Annotated in this window: 18 protein-coding genes and 1 tRNA gene; 5 read left to right on the forward strand and 14 right to left on the reverse strand. The window is 65.7% G+C overall.

What is annotated here, in order from left to right:
* The first annotated feature begins 31 nt into the window (after positions 1–31).
* Together BDOA9_RS09315 and BDOA9_RS09320 are read left to right on the forward strand one after the other, a co-directional pair.
* Positions 32–1816, forward strand: coding sequence for an acyl-CoA dehydrogenase family protein (locus BDOA9_RS09315; RefSeq protein ID WP_025033666.1), 1785 nt, complete (start codon positions 32–34; stop codon positions 1814–1816).
* A 186-nt stretch (positions 1817–2002) separates the two neighbouring features.
* A complete protein-coding gene (locus BDOA9_RS09320; protein WP_025033667.1) occupies positions 2003–3091 on the forward strand; it encodes a Zn-dependent alcohol dehydrogenase in 1089 nt (362 codons plus the stop codon).
* Positions 3092–3138: 47 nt separating this feature from the next.
* On the opposite strand, the gene BDOA9_RS09325 is transcribed toward BDOA9_RS09320, so the two are convergent.
* The 7 genes from BDOA9_RS09325 to BDOA9_RS09355 form a co-directional block, all read right to left on the reverse strand.
* A complete protein-coding gene (locus BDOA9_RS09325; RefSeq protein ID WP_025033668.1) occupies positions 3139–4611 on the reverse strand; it encodes an amidase in 1473 nt (490 codons plus the stop codon).
* A gap of 94 nt (positions 4612–4705) precedes the next feature.
* A complete protein-coding gene (gene mbfA / locus BDOA9_RS09330) occupies positions 4706–5677 on the reverse strand; it encodes an iron exporter MbfA (protein ID WP_025033669.1) in 972 nt (323 codons plus the stop codon).
* Between the two features lie 66 nt (positions 5678–5743).
* On the reverse strand, positions 5744–6892 hold the full coding sequence (locus BDOA9_RS09335) for an alpha/beta hydrolase (protein ID WP_025033670.1): 1149 nt from the start codon (positions 6890–6892) through the stop codon (positions 5744–5746).
* Between the two features lie 203 nt (positions 6893–7095).
* On the reverse strand, positions 7096–7962 hold the full coding sequence (locus tag BDOA9_RS09340; RefSeq protein WP_025033671.1) for an MBL fold metallo-hydrolase: 867 nt from the start codon (positions 7960–7962) through the stop codon (positions 7096–7098).
* Between the two features lie 16 nt (positions 7963–7978).
* Entirely contained in the window at positions 7979–8590 is a 612-nt protein-coding gene (locus BDOA9_RS09345; RefSeq protein WP_025033672.1) for a glutathione S-transferase family protein, read from the reverse strand.
* A gap of 137 nt (positions 8591–8727) precedes the next feature.
* Entirely contained in the window at positions 8728–9570 is an 843-nt protein-coding gene (locus BDOA9_RS09350; protein ID WP_025033673.1) for a fumarylacetoacetate hydrolase family protein, read from the reverse strand.
* 86 nt (positions 9571–9656) lie between these two features.
* Positions 9657–10505 (reverse strand): MBL fold metallo-hydrolase, encoded by an 849-nt coding sequence (locus BDOA9_RS09355; protein WP_025033674.1) that lies wholly within the window; start codon positions 10503–10505, stop codon positions 9657–9659.
* Between the two features lie 127 nt (positions 10506–10632).
* Between BDOA9_RS09355 and BDOA9_RS09360 the strand changes: the two genes are divergently transcribed.
* The gene (locus BDOA9_RS09360) at positions 10633–11109 is read left to right on the forward strand and encodes a DUF3775 domain-containing protein (protein ID WP_025033675.1); all 477 of its coding nucleotides are present in this window, start codon (positions 10633–10635) and stop codon (positions 11107–11109) included.
* Positions 11110–11155: 46 nt separating this feature from the next.
* Here the strand turns inward: BDOA9_RS09360 and BDOA9_RS09365 are convergent, their stop codons facing one another.
* Positions 11156–11938, reverse strand: coding sequence for an SDR family oxidoreductase (locus BDOA9_RS09365; protein ID WP_025033676.1), 783 nt, complete (start codon positions 11936–11938; stop codon positions 11156–11158).
* Between the two features lie 130 nt (positions 11939–12068).
* Positions 12069–12581: a CvpA family protein gene (locus BDOA9_RS09370; protein WP_025033677.1), complete on the reverse strand. Its 513-nt coding sequence runs from the start codon at positions 12579–12581 to the stop codon at positions 12069–12071.
* Between the two features lie 120 nt (positions 12582–12701).
* Between BDOA9_RS09370 and BDOA9_RS09375 the strand changes: the two genes are divergently transcribed.
* Positions 12702–13463 carry an SDR family oxidoreductase gene (locus BDOA9_RS09375; protein ID WP_025033678.1) on the forward strand — a complete coding sequence of 254 codons (762 nt, stop codon included), beginning with the start codon at positions 12702–12704 and terminating at the stop codon, positions 13461–13463.
* Between the two features lie 114 nt (positions 13464–13577).
* Here BDOA9_RS09375 and BDOA9_RS09380 read toward each other — a convergent pair whose 3' ends face one another.
* Positions 13578–15170: a GMC family oxidoreductase gene (locus tag BDOA9_RS09380; RefSeq protein WP_025033679.1), complete on the reverse strand. Its 1593-nt coding sequence runs from the start codon at positions 15168–15170 to the stop codon at positions 13578–13580.
* Between the two features lie 356 nt (positions 15171–15526).
* On the opposite strand from BDOA9_RS09380, the gene BDOA9_RS09385 reads away from it, so the two are divergent.
* Positions 15527–15603 (forward strand) — tRNA-Met (locus tag BDOA9_RS09385).
* Between the two features lie 78 nt (positions 15604–15681).
* Here the strand turns inward: BDOA9_RS09385 and BDOA9_RS09390 are convergent.
* The 4 genes from BDOA9_RS09390 to BDOA9_RS09405 are packed head-to-tail and all read right to left on the reverse strand — an operon-like array spanning position 15682 to position 18714.
* Positions 15682–16449: an ABC transporter permease gene (locus BDOA9_RS09390; RefSeq protein ID WP_025033680.1), complete on the reverse strand. Its 768-nt coding sequence runs from the start codon at positions 16447–16449 to the stop codon at positions 15682–15684.
* Entirely contained in the window at positions 16446–17210 is a 765-nt protein-coding gene (locus tag BDOA9_RS09395; RefSeq protein WP_025033681.1) for an ABC transporter permease, read from the reverse strand. Before BDOA9_RS09395 ends, BDOA9_RS09390 begins: the two co-directional genes overlap by 4 nt.
* Positions 17207–18013, reverse strand: a complete 807-nt coding sequence (locus BDOA9_RS09400; RefSeq protein ID WP_025033682.1) for an ABC transporter ATP-binding protein — start codon at positions 18011–18013, stop codon at positions 17207–17209. The genes BDOA9_RS09395 and BDOA9_RS09400 overlap by 4 nt, the downstream gene beginning before the upstream one ends.
* Entirely contained in the window at positions 18010–18714 is a 705-nt protein-coding gene (locus BDOA9_RS09405) for a GntR family transcriptional regulator (protein ID WP_025033683.1), read from the reverse strand. Before BDOA9_RS09405 ends, BDOA9_RS09400 begins: the two co-directional genes overlap by 4 nt.
* Positions 18715–18724: the final 10 nt, after the last annotated feature.

Below are 18724 nucleotides of genomic sequence, written 5' to 3' on the forward strand. Positions count from 1 at the left end.
GTCCGCAAGGCGGAAACAATAGAGGACGATCATGCACAAGCCGGCCACAGCACAGCCGAAAAACGTCGCGGCCGCACCATCCGGCCTGCTGGCGCCCGATACGTCGGGCATGAATTTCTATCGCGCCGATCCCTCGCTCACGGACCTGCTCCGCATTCATCTACCGGAAAACCTGTTCCGCCACATCGAGCCGCATCTCGACCGTCTCGGCGAGCTCGCCGGCGGCCATCTCGACGAATGCGCGCGGCTCGCCGACCGTCACACGCCGATTCTGCACCAGCGCGACAAGTTCGGCCGCGACGTGCAATGGATCGAATATCACCCGGCCTATCGCGAGTTGGAGAACGCCGGGTTCGGCGAGTTCGGCATCCATGCGCTCTCGATCCGCAAGGGCATCATGGGCTGGCCGGACAAATATCCTGTTGTCGCCAAGCACGCCTTCACGTTCCTGTTCAACCAGACCGAATTCGGCATGGGCTGCCCGATCAACGTCACCGACGGCTGCGCCAAGCTGCTGGCGAATTTCGGCAGCGAGGCGCTGAAGGCGAAATATCTGGACGGCCTGACCTCGACGGACATGAGCAAGCTGACCCAGGGCGGCCAGTTCATGACCGAGAAGGAAGGCGGCTCCGATGTCGGCACCTTGACCACGCGCGCGGTGCAGGAGGGCGACCATTGGCGCCTCACCGGCGAAAAATGGTTCTGCTCGAACGCGGACGCCAAGGTCGTGATGCTGCTGGCGCGGCCCGAAGGCGCCGGGCCCGGAACGCGCGGCGTCGGCCTGTTCCTGATGCCGCGCTTCCTCGACGACGGCTCGCAGAACCATTACCGGATCGTGCGCCTCAAGGACAAGCTCGGCACGCGCTCGATGGCCTCTGGCGAGATCAAGCTGGAAGGCGCGATCGCCTACGCCGTCGGCAAGCTCGACCGTGGTTTCGTGCAGATGGCCGAGATGGTGAACTCCTCGCGGCTCTCCAACGGCGTCAAGTCCACCGCACTGATGCGCCGCGCCTATCACGATGCGATGACGGTGGCGACCAACCGCGTGGTGTTCGGGCAGCGCATCATCGATCTGCCGCTGGGACGGCGGCAGATGCTGAAGATCATGCTACCGGTCGAGCAGGGCCTGTCGATGAGCTTCCTCACTGCGGACGCCCTCGACCGCGCCGAGGCCGGCAGCCAGGATGCCGCGGCGCTGCTGCGCATCCTGACACCGACGCTGAAGTTCCGGGCTACCCGCGATGCGCGCAAGGTCTGCGGCGATGCGCTCGAGATGCGCGGCGGCATCGGCTATATCGAGGAATTCGCCACCGCCCGCCTGTTGCGCGATGCCCATCTCGGCTCGGTCTGGGAAGGCACCGGCAACATCGTCGCGATCGATGCGCTGCGGCGGGCCGTCGGTCGTCACGGCGCGGAATCCGCGCTCGCGGCCGATCTGCACGCCCGCCTCGACGACAGCGCCTCGGTGCCGCAGGCCTGGCGCGATCATCTGCGTGGCCTCACCGACCGCGCCGTCGGCTTTGCACGCGAAGTCGCGGCCAAGTCCGAGAACGAAGCCGATGCGCGCCGCGCCACCAGCGTGCTCTATCACGTCGCCAGCGCGGTGGCCCTCGCCTGGGAGGCACACCGCATCTACGAGATGCGTGGCGATGCGCGTAGGCTGCTGTTGTCGCGGCTCGTGGTCGATCATCGGGTGGCACCAAGTGATCCGTTCCGGCTGACGGAAAATGCCGCGCAAGCGAAGATCGCCGAACTGCTGCTCGGCGATCGCGCAGCCGGCATGAGCGAGGTTGGCGAACTGGTCCTGGCGGCGTAGGCTCTCTCTCTTCACCTCTCCCGCAGGGAGAGGTCGGATCGCGTAAGCGATCCGGGTGAGGGGTTACGCGATCACGTGAGACCTGGACCCCTCACCCGGAATCGCATCTTCGATGCGCTTCCGACCTCTCCCTTCGGGAGAGGTGCAGAGCCCACGCAACGAAACAAAAACAACGAGGAAACACCGATGAAGGCCGCCGTCCTCTATGAAGTCAACCAGCCGCTCGTCATCGAGGACATCAGCCTGCCGAAGCCCGGCCCGCGCGAAGTGCTGATCCGCACCGCCGTCGCCGGGCTCTGCCACTCCGATCTGCACTTCATGGAAGGTCTCTATCCGCATCCGCTGCCGGCGGTGCTCGGGCACGAATCCGCCGGCGTGGTCGAGCAGGTCGGCTCCGACGTCACCTACGTCAAGCCCGGCGACCATGTCGTCACATGTCTCTCCGTCTTCTGCGGCACCTGCGACAATTGCACCACCGGCCGCACCGTGCTCTGCACCGACGCGACGGTGAAGATGCTGCCGGGCGTCTCCAACCGCATGCAATGGTCTCGCTCCGAGAAGCTGCACCAGTTCCTCAACCTCTCCTCCTTCGCCGAGCAGATGCTGGTGCATGAGAACGCCATCGTGAAGATCCGCAAGGACATGCCGCTCGATCTCGCCGCGCTGATCGGCTGCGGCGTCATCACCGGCTATGGCGCGGTGGTGAACACGGCGAAGGTGACGGCCGGCGAGACCGTGGCGGTGATCGGCTGCGGCGGCGTCGGCATGGCCGCGATCAACGGCGCGCAGATCGCCGGCGCCGGCCGTATCATCGCCATCGACACCAATCCTGCAAAACTCCAGCTCGCGACCAAGCTGGGCGCGACCGACATCATCAACCCGGCCGACGGCGATGTCGTGAAGCAGGTCCGTGACCTCACCAATGGCGGCGTGCATCATTCCTTCGAGGTGCTCGGCCGCAAGGAGACCGCGGAGCAGGCCTTCGGCATGCTGGCCTCCGGCGGTACCGCCACCATCGTCGGCATGATCCCGTTCGGCCAGAAGATCGAGCTGCACGGCTTCGACTTCCTGCGCGAGCGCAAGATCCAGGGCTCCTCGATGGGCTCGAACCATTTCCGCGTCGACATGCCGCGCCTGGTCGATTTCTATTTGCGCGGCCGGCTGCATCTGGAGGACTGGATTTCGGCCAAGCTGAAGCTGTCCGAGATCAACGAGGGCTTTGCCAACATGAAGGCCGGCAAGACGCTACGCAGCGTGATCGTGTTCGATAGCTGAGCGAGTTTACCTTCGTCGCAACAGCTCGCCGCAATGACGAAGGACCGCTAATCATCGAACATCTTCGGCGGCACGAACCCGCCGAACTCGCGCTCGATCAGCTCGGCGAGCTTGAGCGGCGTCCTGTCCTCGAGGAACGGGCCGAGGATCTGCACGCCGACCGGCAGGCCGTCTTTCGACAGGCCGAGCGGAACGGCCGTCGCGGGCAGGCCCGGAAGCGTTGCGATGCCCGGCCAGGCGAGCTGATCTGAATAGGGGTAAGACTTGCCGTCGATGCTGATCGTTCGCAGGCGCTGCTCCGGCGAATGATCGTGCGGAAAGGCCGGCGTCGGCATGATCGGGCAGATCACGGCGTCGAAGCTTTTGAACAGCGCCCGCCATTGCGCGCGCAGGACGGCGCGGCTTCCGGCGTCGAGCACCCAGGCGCGGTGGCTTGCGGTGATGCCGCGCAGTCGTTCCGCGCCGAGGCTGCGGTCCTCCGCCGAGAGCTGGCGCGTCCGTGCCTGCGCATCCGCCAGCTCGTCGGGAGGCAGGAACGCGCCGAGAAAGCCCAGCAGCATGCGCATGTACAGCCGCGACGTCTCCGCAAAGTCCGGGAGCAGCGCGCTCTCGCGTGCGACGGTGACGCCGGCCTTCGCAAGATCGGTTGCCAGCCTGTCGATCGCGCCGCGGACATCCCGGTCGCTCGGCAGCAGCGGATGGCTGTCGATCACCAGGACACGAAAATCCCGCAGCGCCTGATGCCGCGCGGCGGGCAAGTCGAGCCTGTAGGCGATCCCGGCATCGAGCGGATCGGGCCCCGCAATGACGTCGAGCATCAAGGACAGATCCGCGGCCGTGCGCGCCATCGGACCGATGACGGCAAGGTCCCCCTCGCGCGGAATGGCCGGAAACGGCGGCGGGGTCTCGCCGCGCGCCGCGCAGAGATTGATGGTCGGCTTGTGCGCGAAGACGCCGCAATGAAAGGCCGGCACACGCAGCGAGCCGCCGATGTCCGAGCCGGTGGCGAGCGCGCAATAGCCCGCGGCGAGCGCTGCCGCCGATCCCCCGGACGAACCGCCCGGCGTGCGGCCGAGATCGTAGGGGTTGTTGGTGGTGCCGTAGATGTCGTTGTAGCTCTGCCAGTCGCCGAGGCCGACCGGCACGTTGGTCTTGCCGAGGATCACGCCGCCGGCCTGCTTGATGCGGGCCACCGCCAGCGCGTCTTCCACCGGCCTGAAATCCTTCTGCGGCACGAATCCCCAGGTCGTCGGCAGGCCGGCGATGTTGAAGGATTCCTTGATCGTCGTGGGCAGGCCGAGGAGCGGCTTGCGCTCGCCGCGCGCCAGCGCCGCATCCGCTTCGCGCGCCGCAACGAGCGCGCGATCGAAGTCGCGCACGCACACCGCGTTGATGCTGCCGTCGTGCCGCTCGATGCGCGCGATCGCATCCTGCGCGAGCTCGACCGCCGAGACGTTCTTCGCGCTCAGCGCGGCCGACAATTCGACCGCGCTCTTGAAACTCCATTCCGATCCGGCCACGGCGCTTCTCCCGCTCTGGTTGTTGGAGGATGATGCGCAGTTTGGCCGAATCTCGCAACTTCTGTTTGATCGCGATTGATATGCGGGGCGAAGCTTACGCCGCCCCGATCACGATCCCCACCGCCAGCACGATGGCGCCGCCGAGCACGATCTGGAACACGGCCTGGAGGAACGGCGTATCCATGTAGCGGGAGCGAATGAAGGCGATCGCCCACAATTCGAAGAACACGACGACGCAGGCGATCGCGGTTGCGATCCAGAACGCGTTGGCCCAGCTGTCGGGCACGAGATAAGGCGCGGTGTGGCCGAGCCCGCCGAGCGTCGTCATCGCCCCGCAGGTGATGCCGCGCAGCCAGGGCGAGCCGCGCCCCGTCAGCGAGCCGTCGTCGGACAGTGCTTCCGCAAATCCCATGCTGATGCCGGCGCCGATCGAGGCGGCGAGGCCGACCAGGAACGTCTGCCAGTTCTGGTGCGTGGCGAAGGCGGCCGCAAACAGCGGCGCCAGCGTCGAGACCGAGCCGTCCATCAGGCCTGCGAGGCCCGGCTGCACATATTGCAGCACGAACATGCGCCGGCGGGTGCGGTCTTCCTCGGCGCGCACGTCGGGCTTCAGGATCTCGTCGGTCAGCCGGGCGGCCGTGTGCTCGTGGCTCTTCTCGGCCTCGGCGAGATCGCCGAGCAGACGGCGCACGTTGACGTCCTCGGCCTGCTCGGCGGCCTTGGCGTAGAAGCGCTCGGCCTCGAGCTCCATGGTCTCGACTTCCCGGCGGATGGTGTCGAGCGGCAGGTTCTTGGTCAGCCAGATCGGGCGGCGGCGCAGGAAGCCCTTGACGTCCTCGCGGCGGATCGGCGGCAGATGCTGGCCGAAGCGCTGCTCGTACAATTCCAGCAGCATGTGGCGGTGGCCGCGTTCCTCCTCGGCCATCTGCTCGAACAGCTTGGCCGAGTCCGGATAGCGCTCCTTCAGATCCTCGGCGAAGGTCATGTAGATACGGCTGTCCTCCTCCTCGGAGGAGATCGCGACCGCCAGCACCTCGCGTTCGGTCAAATCGGCAAAATTCTTCACGACGGCCCTGACGTTATAATTTAGAATGGTTCTAAATTATATAGGGCGCCGCCGGTTCCGGTCAAATCAGGCCGTATGGGCCTTGGTGAGGAAGTCGAGCAGCAACCGGCTCACCGCGGCCGGCTGCTCCTGCTGCACCCAATGGCCGGCGCCATCGACGAGATGGCAGCCGAGCATCCTGGTGCAGCCGCGCCCCTGCATCGCCTCGAACACGCCCGGCCGCTGATAAGTGCCCCAATCCTGCTTGCCCGAGATGAAGCAGGAGGGCACGTCGATGCTGCGCCCTGCGAACAGCTGCATCTCGCTGTTGAGCATGCCCGACGTGCCGTAGCGATACCATTGCAGCCCGCCCTGGAATCCGGTGCGGCCATATTCGGCGCTGTAATAGGCGAGGTCGCTGTCCGGCAGCCATTGATTGGCGGCAATCGTGGCCGGCGAGGGCATCTCCTTCGCGACGATCTCGGCCATGGTCTCGTGCAAGTCCATCACGTAATAGGTCGGCAGCTTCGCCAATTCCTGCGCCGACCATGCTTGCAGCGGATAGGGCTTGTTGTCGGTCCAGTCCGCGCTCTTGTGATGATAATAGGCGCGCAGGAAATCATGCAGGCCCTGCGGCGCGTGCTGCATGTCGGCGTTCGCCTCGCGCGTCGAATAGTACCATTGATAGTGCTTGCGCGGCCGCGGCAGCGCGGCGAGCTCGCGATGCACGGGGTCTTCCACCGCGGGCTTTGCCGGAGTGTCGACTGTGCCGAACGGCAGCGGCGGCGGTCCGCCGAACGGCGCGCTCATCAGCGTCACCGAGCGAAACACGTCGGGCCGGATCAGCGCGCACCAGGCCGCGACCGGGCTGCCGAAATCGTGCCCGGCGAGATCGACCTGCCTGTAGCCGAACGCCGATACCAAAGCGAGCGCATCGCGCACCAGGTTGAGCAGAGAGAATGGCGCGAGGTCCCCGTCATAGTCCGCGCTCCATCCCGTGGTGCGGCCATAGCCGCGCTGGTCCGGCGCGATGACGTGATAACCGGCGGCGGAAAGCGCCGGCATCACCTTGCGCCAGGAGAAGGCAAGCTCCGGAAAGCCGTGCAGCAGCAGGATGCAGGGCCGCCCTTTGGTCTCGAAGCCGGCCTCCAGCACATGCATCTGCAAGCCGTTGATGCCGTCGATGTAGCGCGAGCGGATTCCGGCGGGCAGGGGGATGTCGGGGAGTGCGGTCATCGTTTCCTCCGTGGGCGTCTCTGACCCCCCTGGAGGGGGAGGGTCGATCGCGCGAAGCGCGAGCGGGGTGGGGTGATCTCTCAACAGGGCAGTTTCAGCGAGGAGAGCATCGTAGGGTGGGCAAAGGCGCGCACTTCGCGCGCCGTGCCCACCATTGTTGGAGACGTGGGCACGCTTCGCTTTGCCCACCGTACGGCATCTCGCTAGATGGACTCACACACGAACGCGTTGCCCTTGCGCCGGATCTTCCCCACCGACGGCGAGGGAAAATGCGCCGTGCAGCACAGCGTGTCGGTGTCGCAATAGCGTTCCAAAAAACTGCGGCGGGTTTTCGCGGCTGCGGCCGGATCGACGTCGAACTTGATCGACAATTCCGGATAGAGCGTCTGCAGCGGCGAATGCATGAGGTCGCCCGAGAACACCGCATCGTCCTTGCCGCGGCCCATCGTGATGGCGATATGGCCCGGCGTGTGACCCGGTGTCGGCAGGATGCGGACGTGGCCGCCGATCTCGTGGTCGTTGCCGACGAGCTCGTGCCTGCCAGCCTCGACCACCGGCAACACGCTGTCGGCGAAAGGCGGGATCTCCGTCGTCGCATTCTGCGCGGACCAGTGATCGAATTCCTGCTTGGCGAACACATAGCGAGCCCTGGGGAAGGTCGGCACCCAGCGGCCGCTCTCGAGCCGCGTGTTCCAGCCGACATGGTCGACATGCAGATGCGTGCACATCACGAAGTCGATGTCGTCGACGGAAAACCCCGCGGCGCCGAGGCCGCGAAGATAGGTGTCGTCGGTCTTCATGTTCCATTTCGGCCGCGGCCGCGGCTTGTCGTTGCCGATGCAGCTGTCGACCAGGATGGTGTGGTGCGGCGTCTTCACCAAGTAGGACTGGAAGCACAGCAGCAGCACGTCCTCTTCGTCCAGCGCCTTCGCCTCGCGCATCCAGGCACGGTTCTCGGCCAGCACCTCTGCCGTCAGTCCCGGCAGCATCTCCAGCGCCGGGACGAACGAGGTCTCCTGCTCGATGACGCGATGGATGGTGAGATCGCCGACCGAGAACTTCAGGCTCATGGACACTCCTTGCAGGTTACGCCGCCGGCGGCACCGAGATCTTCACCGAGGGCCGCTCCAGCATCTTCTGGTGGAAAGCGTCGAGCTTCGGATAGGCCTTGCGCCAGCCAGAGTCGGCGAAGCGGAAGTCGGCATAGCCGAGCACGCAAACGAGGCCGATCTGCGAGATGTCGAACGGGCCGTTCAGCACCTCAGGCATGTTCTCGAAGCGCGCCATGCCGGTCCAGGCCCTGTTCCAGTGGTCGTCCGACCAGGCCTGCCATTGCAGGCCCTGCGGTCGCGCCATTTTCTCGTAGCGGCACAGCAGCATGGAATCGAGCATGCCGTTGATCAGCGAGTGATTGGTCTTGGCTTTCCAGCGCCGCGGGCCATAATCCGGGATCAGGCTGCCGCCGGCCATCTCGTTGAGATATTCGACGATGACGTAGGAATCCAGGATCACGTCGCCGTCATTGGTGATCAGCACCGGCAGCTTCTTCAGCGGCGTGATCTTCGAATAATCCTCATTGGCCGTGCCGGGCGTGACGCTTGCCGGCACGAGCTCGATCTTGTCGATCAGCCCGAGCTCGATCGCGGCGATGCGCACCTTGCGGGCAAAGGGCGAGGCGGGGGAGAAGGTGAGCTTCATGGAACGATCCTGATGAACATCGGGCAGTTGTTTTCGTCATTGCGAGCGAAGCGAAGCAATCCAGACTGTCTCCGCAGAAAGAACCTGGATTGCTTCGTCGCAAGAGCTCCTCGCAATGACGGGAGAGGGCGCAGGCCTTACGCCGCCACGATCTCCTGGCGCTGCTCGCCGAGGCCTTCGATGCCGAGCGTGACGACGTCGCCGACATTGAGGAAGGTCGGCGGCTTCATGCCGAGGCCGACGCCGGGTGGGGTGCCCGTGGTGATGACGTCGCCGGGCAGCAGCGTCATGAACTGCGAGACATAGGAGATGCACTTGGCCATCGAGAAGATCATGGTCTTGGTCGAGCCGGTCTGGCGGCGCTGGCCGTTGACGTCGAGCCACATCGACAGGTTCTGCACGTCCTTGATCTCGTCCTTGGTGGCGAGCCACGGCCCGAGCGGGCCGAACGTGTCGTGCGACTTGCCCTTGGTCCACTGGCCCAGACGCTCGATCTGGAAGGCGCGCTCGGAGACGTCGTTGCAGACGCAATAGCCGGCGACGTGGTTCAGCGCGTCGGCTTCCGAGACGTATTTGGCGCGGGTGCCGATGATGGCGGCGATCTCGACCTCCCAGTCGAGCTTGGTCGAGCCGCGCGGCTTCTCGACCGGATCGTTCGGGCCGGACAGCGAGGTGTTGGCCTTCATGAAGATGATCGGCTCGCTCGGGATCTCGGCGCCGGTCTCCTTGGCATGGTCGGAATAGTTGAGGCCGATCGCGACGAATTTCGAGATGCCGGTGACGGGCGCGCCGAACCGCGGCTTGCCGGAGACCGCGGGCAGCGAGGCGGGATCGAGCGCCGCCAGCTTCTTCAGCGATTCAGGCGAATAGGCTTCGCCGGTGAGGTCCTTCACATGCGCCGACAGGTCGCGCAATTGGCCGGATCTGTCGACCAGGCCGGGCTTTTCCGCACCCTTCTCGCCGTAACGAACAAGCTTCATTCTCGTTTCTCCCTGGAGATTGGACCGATCGGTTGAATAGCTTCTTGGAACACGGCGGCGCGAAATTCAACCGCCCAAAACGGGGATCACCCCAGCGCCATAAACCTGAACGCGTCCCCGTCGCGCTTGATGTGCCCGGCCGAAAAATGACCGCCGATCACCAGCGTCGGCGTGTCGGCGAAGCGCGAGAACAAAGCGTGCCGGCTTGCCGCCGATTGCGCGGGGTTGGTATCCACCGTCGAGCACCACTGAAGATGCGCCATCTGGCAGGGATGATGGGCGACGTCGCCGGTCAGAAGCGCCTGCTCGCCGTCGGATTCGATCAGGACGCTCATATGCCCCGGGCTGTGACCGGGGGTCGGGATCAGCCCGATCTCCTCGCAGAGCCGGTGGTCGCTCGGGACCAGCTCGGCCCGGCCGGCATCGACCACCGGCTTCACGGAATCGTTGAACACCGCAACCTTGTCCGGCTCGGCCGTGTCATCACGCCAATGCTCATATTCGGTCTTGCCGAAGACATAGCGCGCCTTCGGGAAGGTCGGCACCCATCGGCCGTCGACCAGTCGCGTATTCCAGCCGACATGGTCGACGTGAAGATGGGTGCACAGCACGGTGTCGATACTGTCGGGCGGAAAACCCGCCGCAATCATGGTCTCCAGGAACGGCGAGCTGCGGTTGTTCCAGGTCGGTACGCCGCGGCCCTGCTTGTCGTTGCCGAGGCCGGTATCCACCACGATGCGGCGCGACGGCGTCTCCACCACCAGCGAGTGGATCGACATTTTCAGCCGGCCTTCTTCGGTGGCGAAATGCGGGATCAGCCAGGGCAGCTTCCGGATCTCGTCGTTGGTGGCTGCCGGCAGGATGAAGCGGGTCGAGCCGACCGTCTCCATTTCGACGAATTTCGTGATCTTGACCTTGCCGACCTTCCACTGCATCCGGCGCCTCCCTGTGTTCTTGCTCTTGCGCTGGAACATGCCCATCTTCTGCCATCGGGCGCAATGGATCATCTGACGCGGTGCGGCGTTATTGCCGGAACCTGAGACAGACGCCGACGAGGAAGCCATGCCAGAGCTTGCGATTTCCGCGGAGAAGGTCGCCTTCATCATCGAGAAGGCGCGCGAATTCGACGTCAAGGAGGGGGCTTCCGATCCCGATTCCGGCTCGAACGCGGCCGATGACGATATGATGGACGTCCTCGACGACGACGGCTCTGACCCCGTCGTCCAGGAGCTCGGCAGCTTCATGATCGCGCTGAATGAGGACGAGCAGCTCGATCTCGTCGCGCTGACCTGGCTCGGCCGCGGCGACGGCTCGATCGATGAATGGGACGATCTGCGCGCCCGCGCGGTGGAGGCGCGGCGTGAGTATGGCAGCCCGCGCCGCGAAACCGTGCACTATCTGCTCGGCGAGCCCATGCTGGGCGACCTGCTCGCGAACGGGCTCGACGAATTCGGCGTCGACTGGACCGATGAGCGCACGACCGCCGATTCCTCCGCCCCGAGCCAGCAGGACGAGGACGAGCCGACCAGGCAGCGGTGACTATGTCTCCCTCTCCCCGCAAGAACGGGGAGAGGGAGAGGACTGCTTACAGCGTCCCCGGGAACGCACCGCCATCCAGCAGAATGTTCTGCCCGGTGATGAAGCCGGCCTTGGCGCCGCACAGGAAGGCGCAGGCATAGCCGAACTCGTCGGGCTGGCCGAAGCGGCCGGCGGGGTTGAGCTTGGCGCGCTCGGCCAGGATCTGCTGCGGTGTGACACCGCGCTTGTCGGCTTCGCCCTTTGCGGTGCTGGTCAGGCGATCGGTCTCGAACGGGCCCGGCAGCAGACCGTTGATGGTGACGTTGTTGATCACGGTCTTGCGCGACAGGCCGGCGATGAAGCCGGTGAGGCCGGCGCGGGCACCGTTGGAGAGGCCGAGGATGTCGATCGGCGCCTTCACGGCGGCCGAGGTGATGTTGACGATGCGGCCGAACTTGCGGGCCATCATGCCATCCACCGTCGCCTTGATCAGCTCGATCGGGGTTAGCATGTTGGCGTCGATCGCCTTGATCCAGTCGTCGCGGGTCCAGTTGCGGAAATCGCCCGGCGGCGGGCCGCCGGCATTGTTGATCAGGATGTCGGGCTCGGGGCAGGCCTTCAGCACTGCCTCGCGGCCCGCCGGCGTCGTGATGTCGCCGACGATCTCGGTGACCGTCACATCGGGATAGGCCTTGCGGATCTCATCGGCGGTCTTCTTCAGGGCATCAGTGCCGCGCGCGGTCAGCGTGACGTGAACGCCGGCCTCGGCCAGCGAGATGGCGCAGGCGCGCCCCAAGCCCTTGCTGGATGCGCAGACGATGGCGCGGCGACCTTTGATCCCAAGATCCACTGTTTCACTCCCGTAACTGTCAGGTAGGTTTTGGACGGCGGCTACCTTAGCCAACTGTGATGCCGCTGATAAGGGATCGGCCCGCACCAAAATGCATGCGCCTCGCGGCTAGCGATGCAAATGCGCCAGATCAGATCCGCCGCTCGTGCTTGAGGCGGTCGATCGCGGCGGCGGCTTCCGGCGGCAGCGACTTGAAGCCCATCTGGCCCACGGTCGAGAACAGCGGCCGCAGATGCGAGCCGGCGAGGAAGGGCGGCTGGCGGTTCGTCGGCACGATCTGGTCGAACACCAGCACCAGGGTGGTGGCGACGAGGCCGACCCTGGCGGCGCCGAGCGCGGCGCCGCCGAGCCGGTCGCCGATGCCGGCCTCGCCGATCGTGTCGTTCAGCGCGATACGGCCGATGTGGCCGAACAGCACGCCGACGACCACGAAGATGGCGAAGAACCAGATCCAGTTCTGCAGCAGCGGCGAGTTCGGATTGCCGGCGATCTGCGGTGCGATCAGCGGCATCAGCGCCACCGCGATCGGCGCCGCGAGCAGATAGGCGAGGATGGTCATGGCGCTGCGCAGCAGCCCGGTCCGGAAGCCGAAGCCGACCGCGACGGCGAGTGCGGCGTAGACGGCGAAATCGAAACTGTTCATGCGCACAACCTTGCCTTGATGGAGCAAGTGAACGCAAGTCCGATCATTCCGGTTTCAGATCGTTAAAATCGTCTGTATTGGTGTCTCCAAAGCTCAAGGGAACCGCGCAAGGAACGCGTCATGTCAGACCTATTCGACGTCAGTCAGGAAACCATCTTCGTCACGGGTGCGAGCCAGGGGCTGGGCCGGCAGTTTGCCCGTGTGCTGGCGGCGCATGGTGCGGCCGTCGCGCTCGCTGCGCGGCAGACCGACAAATTGAGGAGCCTGGAAGAGGAGATCCGCGGCAAGGGCGGCCGCGCCGTTGCGGTCGCGCTCGACGTCACCGACACCGCCTCGATCGCCAAGGCGGTCGATGCTGCCGAGGCCGCGCTCGGCCCCGTCACCGTGCTGATCAACAATGCCGGCATCGCCATCGAGAAGCTCGCGACCGAGCAGACCGAGGCGGATTGGGATGCGGTGATCGGCGCCAATCTCAAGGGCGCCTATTTCCTCGCGACCGAAGTGGCGCGCCGCATGATCACGCGCAAGCAGCCCGGCAACATCGTCAACATCGCCTCGGTGCTCGGCACCGGCGTCTTGAAGGCGCTCTCGCCTTACGCGATCTCAAAGGCCGGCATCATCCAGGCGACGAGAGCGATGGCGCTCGAGCTCGCGGGCCAGAACATCCGCATCAACGCGCTCGCGCCCGGCTATATCGACACCGAGATGAACCACGCCTTCTGGTCGACGCCGGCAGGCGAACGCCTCGCCAAGCGCATCCCGCAACGCCGCGTCGGCGCCGAGTCCGATCTCGACGGCGCGATTATGCTGCTGGCGTCGAACGCGTCGCGCTACATGACGGGGAGCGTCGTGACCGTGGACGGCGGGTTCTTGCTGAGTTGAGCGGCATTCCCCGCCCTATCCACATCGTCATTGCGAGCGCAGCGAAGCAATCCAGAATCCCTCCGCGGAAAGACTCTGGATCGCTTCGCTGCGCTCGCAATGACGGGAGAACAACTACCGCATCTCCGCCCGGATCATATCCGCCGCCTTCTCTCCGATCATGATGGTCGGCGCGTTGGTGTTGCCGCCGATCAGCGTCGGCATGATCGAGGCGTCGACGACGCGCAATCCCGCGACGCCATGCACCTTCAACGCCGGATCGACCACGGCCATCGCATCCGTGCCCATCTTGCAGGTGCCGACCGGATGATAGACCGTGTCGACCCGCGCGCGCAAAATGGCGCGGATGTCGTCATCCGTTCTCACGTCGGATGTGAACATGTCCTTCTTCTGCAATGCGCGCAGCGCCGGCGTCTCCATCAAGCGGCGCGTCGTCTTGAAGCCCGCCACCATCCTCTCGACATCCTCGTCCTCGCCGAGGAAATTCGGGTCGATCATCGGTGCTGCCAGCGGATCGGCGCTTCTCAACCAGATGCTGCCGCGGCTCTTCGGTCTGAGCAGACAGACATGGCAGGAAAAGCCTGCCTCCTTGTGCTTCTTGCGGCCGTGGTCGTCGAGCATCGCGATGACGAAGTGGAGCTGGATGTCAGGTACGTCGAGATCGGGCCGGGTTTTCAGGAAGCCGCCGCACTCGGCGAAATTGGTGGTCATCATGCCGCGCCGCTCGCGGCGATAGCGTTGGATACCGCGCAGCAGGGAGGGCAGCCGACCGAGCGAGGCGTGAACGAAGTGCGGATAATCGGAGGCATAGACGAACACGAAATCCGGATGGTCCTGCAGATTGCGCCCGACGCCCGGCAGGTGATGCACGACGCCGATGCCGTGCGCGGCAAGCGCATCGGCGTCGCCTACTCCCGACAGCATCAGGAGCTGCGGCGACTGGAAGGCGCCGGCGGCGAGGATCACCTCGCGGCGGGCGCGCAGCTGCTTCTTCTGGTTGCCCTGCACATATTCGATGCCGACCGCGCGCCCACCTTCGAACAGGATCTTCGTTGCCTGGGCCCCGGTCTCGACCCGCAGATTCGGCCGCTTGCCCAGATGGGGATCCAGATAAGCGCGCGCCGCGCTCCAGCGCTCGCCGCCCCGCTGGGTCACCTGGTAGCTGCCGAGCCCTTCCTGGTCCTCTTCATTGAAGTCCTCGCGGATGCGGAATTGCGCCTCGCGTGCGGCCTGGTGGAAGACGTCGTGAATCGGATTGTCCGAGCGCAGCCTGTTGACATGCAGCGGGCCGCCCTTGCCGTGATATTCGCCGTCGAAATCGGCGTTGTTCTCCGACCGCTTGAAATAGGGCAGCACGTCCGCATACGACCAGCCGGCGTTGCCGAGCGCGGCCCAGTGGTCGTAATCCCATTTGTGGCCGCGGATATAGACCATGGCATTGATCGCCGAGGAGCCGCCGAGGCCCTTGCCGCGCGGTTGATAGCCGATGCGGCCGTTCAACCCCTTTTGCGGCACGGTATCGAAGGCCCAGTTGGCTGCGGCGTAGGGCAACGCGAGCCCGAATGGCGTCGTGATCCGCCAGGTATCGTTCCGTCCCCCCGCATCGAGCAGCGCGACGGATGTCCCCGGATCCTCCGACAGCCGCCCCGCTATTGTGCAGCCGCCCGAGCCCGCGCCCACGACGACGAAATCGAATGCATCGGGCAATGTGGTTTCCCCCCCTTTTTCTCGTCATTCCGGGGCGCGCGAAGCGCAAACCCGGAATGACCCCCGGCCTTTCAGCCTTATCTTGTTGCCGCAAGCTGGCCCTTTGTGGAACTTCTGACAAGAGCGCGCAGAACGGTGCGGAATTCGTCCATCCCCCTGTCACAAAGTCGAAAAAAACGTTCCCGCAGCCCTTTCCAAAGGCACCCCGCCTTGATACATACCCCCCGCACCCAACGGGCATTGCCCCGGGGTTGCCTTCCAAGGAAGTCTTTGGGACGGAAGCGAAAAGCCAGCGCGCCCAGCGCCGGCCTCAACCGACCGTCCCAGGACGTGACCGAAGGCGCGCAAAGGTTTAACGCGGGGTGGAGCAGCCCGGTAGCTCGTCAGGCTCATAACCTGAAGGTCATAGGTTCAAATCCTATCCCCGCAACCAAATTCGGATTGACCGGATCCGAGACGACAACGGCCCGCTTGATGCGGGCCGTTTTTGTTTGGCGATGGGACCGCCGCGCTACCTCGCCGCGGTCTGCCAGGCGAGCAGCCGCTGCTCGACCAGTGACATCGCAATCGACGTCACATATCCGGTCGCACCGAGCAGGATGACGCCGGCGAAGAGGTCGGCGGATCGGAACGCGCGCGCCGAGAGCAGCACCCAGTGACCGAGGCCGTCGAGGCCGGCCAGGATCTCGCAGACCACCGAGAGGATCAGCGCGACGGTCAGGCTGAGCCGCATGCCCGCGAGGATATCCGGCAATGCAGATGGCAGGGCGATCTTGCCGATGATTGCGGCGCGCGACATCTGCAGCGAGCGGGCGACCTCGTAGAGCCGCGGCTCGACTGCGGCAAAGCCGTGAACGGTTGCGAGCATGATGGGCCAGATCGCGCCGAAGGCGATCACGAACAGCGCCATGCCTTGCGTCAGCCCGAGCATCGCGATCGCGACCGGGATGATCGCCGAGACCGGCAGGGGCCGCAAGAATTCCAGCGACGGCGCGACATAGGCTCGCATCGTCCTGGACGAACCGATCAGCGCGCCGAGCGCAATGCCGGCGATCGAGGCGGCGAGCCAGCCATAGGCCATGTGCTCCAGCGTGCCGATGAGCTTGCCCGCGAGATCGCCGCTGGAAAAGCCGCGCACCAAAGCGGCCCAGGCGCGGTCCGGACCGGGCAGGAACACCGGCGACACCAGGCGCAGGTCGGCGACGAGCTGCCACGCCGCGATGAAGCTGGCTGCGACGAGGACGCTTGCGACACGCCAGAGGATCGCAGTGCGGTTCATGGATGGTCTCCGGCGAGCGCGGCGCGGCCGAACAGGCGGCGCTGGGCCGCGATCAACAGGATGTTCAGCGCGTAGCCGATCGCGCCGATCCAGACGAGATAGGCCAGCATCAGGTCGGCGCGCAGCGCCTGCTGCGCGAGCATGATGCCGGCACCCAGGCCGATCGGGTTGATGGCGATCTCGACGGTGACGGCGACGATCAGGGCGATGCCGGCCGACAGGCGGAAGGCGACGAAGATCCGCGGCAGCGCGGCCGGGATCACGATCTTCGCGATCCGTTGCGGCGCGCTCAGCCGCAGGGCGCGCGACACCTCCATCAATCGCGGTTCGATGCTGCGCACCGCGCTGCGCGTCATGATCAGCATCGGCCAGACGCAGGCGAACGCCACGATCACGATCTCCATGCGGTAGCCGAAGCCGAGCGCGATCAGCGCAATCGGCAGCAGCGCGATCGAGGGAATCGGGCGGATCGCCTCGACCGTCACCTCCATCAGCCGGTCGAGGGGGCGCGAAATGCCGAAGGCGATGCCGAGCGCGAGCCCGATGGCGCTGCCGATGGCGAGACCCGCAAAGGCGGCGAACAGCGTGTCGCGGGTCGCGATCGGAATCGAGAGATCGGCGAGCGCCGTGGCCAGCGCCGCGAGGATTGCGCTCGGCGGTGCCAGGCTGTCGCTTTGCAGATGGATGAGGCGCGCCCACAGCTCGAACGCCAGCATCAGCGCCAGCGGCAGCAGCAAGGGCTTCGTGCGGTCCAGGCTCAATGCTCGGTCGCCTTGATGAAGTCGAACAATTGCCGGCGCAGCCGCAGGAATTCCGGATGCTCGCGGGTGGCGAGCTGGTCGCGCGGACGCGGCAGATCGACGTCGAGCTCGATCCCGATCCGGCCCGGATGCGGCAACAGGCCGATGACGCGGTCGCCGAGATAGATCGCCTCGTCGAGGTCGTGGGTCACGAAGATCACGGTGGTCTGGCTCGCCTCTGTCAGCGACAGCACCTCGTCCTGCAAGCCCTGCCGCGTCATCGCATCCAGCGCGCCGAACGGCTCGTCCATCAAGAGCGTGGTCGGCTCCTGCGCAAGGCAGCGCGCGATCTGCAGGCGCTGCTGCATGCCCCCCGACATTTCCGTGGGGTATTTGTCGGCATGGCCGGGCAATCCGACCTTGCGCAGCAGCGCCTCGATGCGCGCGCCGCGTTCGCGTGCCGGGACTCGCGAGGCTTCCAGCGCCAGCGAGATGTTTCCGGCCGCGGTCCGCCACGGCAACAGCGCCTTGCCGTAATCCTGGAACACGATCGCGACCTCGCGCCGCGGCTCGGTGATCTCTTCGCCGTCGAACGTCACCGCGCCGCTCGTGGGGCGATAGAGGCCGGCGGCGAGCCGCAGCGCCGTGGTCTTGCCGCAGCCGGAGGCGCCGACGATGCAGAGGAATTCGCCCGGCCGCACCTGAAGATCGAGATTCTCGATGATGGTCTTGCCGCCGAGCCGCAGCGTCGCGGCGTTGAACGCGATCAGCGTTTTCTGCCGCCGCGCGGCGCGCGCCTCATCGAGCTTGGCAACAACGCTCATGATTGCTCCCCGCGCATCTGCGGATAGACGAAATTGATGGTCGAGTGCAGATGCGCCGCCAGCATCTTCTGCGCGGCGGGCAGGTCGCGGGCGAGCACGAGGTCGGCAAGCATCTGGTGACTGCGGATGAACCTTTCGCCGCTGTCGATGGCGCCCATCATCACGCGGCGATAGCGGTAGGCCTGGTCGTAGAGGTCGGAATGGGCGGCCAGCATGCGCCGCGAGCCGCAGGCGGCGAGCAGCGCGGTGTGAAAGCCCTTGTGCAGCCGGTCGAACTCCGCAGCGCCCTCGCGGAATTCATCGCCGGTGCGTTCGATGTGCCGGCGCATCTGATGCAGCGCGCTGATGATGCCGGCCTCCCAGGCGGCATCGCCGTGCAGGATTGCGAGCCTGACCGCCTCGATCTCGACCGCGGTCCGCATGCAGGTGATGTCGGCGAGATCTTCGCGACTGACCTCGGCGACGCGAAAGCCGCGCTGGCCGATGCCGACGATCAGGCCGCGCGACATCAGCCGCGACAGGCCTTCACGCAAGGGGGTAGCGCCGATCTCGTAGCGCTGCACGAGATCGACGATGCCGAGCCGCGATCCCGGCGCGAGATGTCCGGCCAGGATGTCCTGCTCGATCAGGCTTGCTGCGCGCTCGCTCAGGGTTCCGGCCTCAGCCGGCGGGCGTTCGAGAGTGCGCTCGGGAGCAGGCATCGTCGATATC

The sequence above is a fragment of the Bradyrhizobium sp. DOA9 genome (assembly GCF_000617845.2).
Lineage (GTDB): Bacteria > Pseudomonadota > Alphaproteobacteria > Rhizobiales > Xanthobacteraceae > Bradyrhizobium.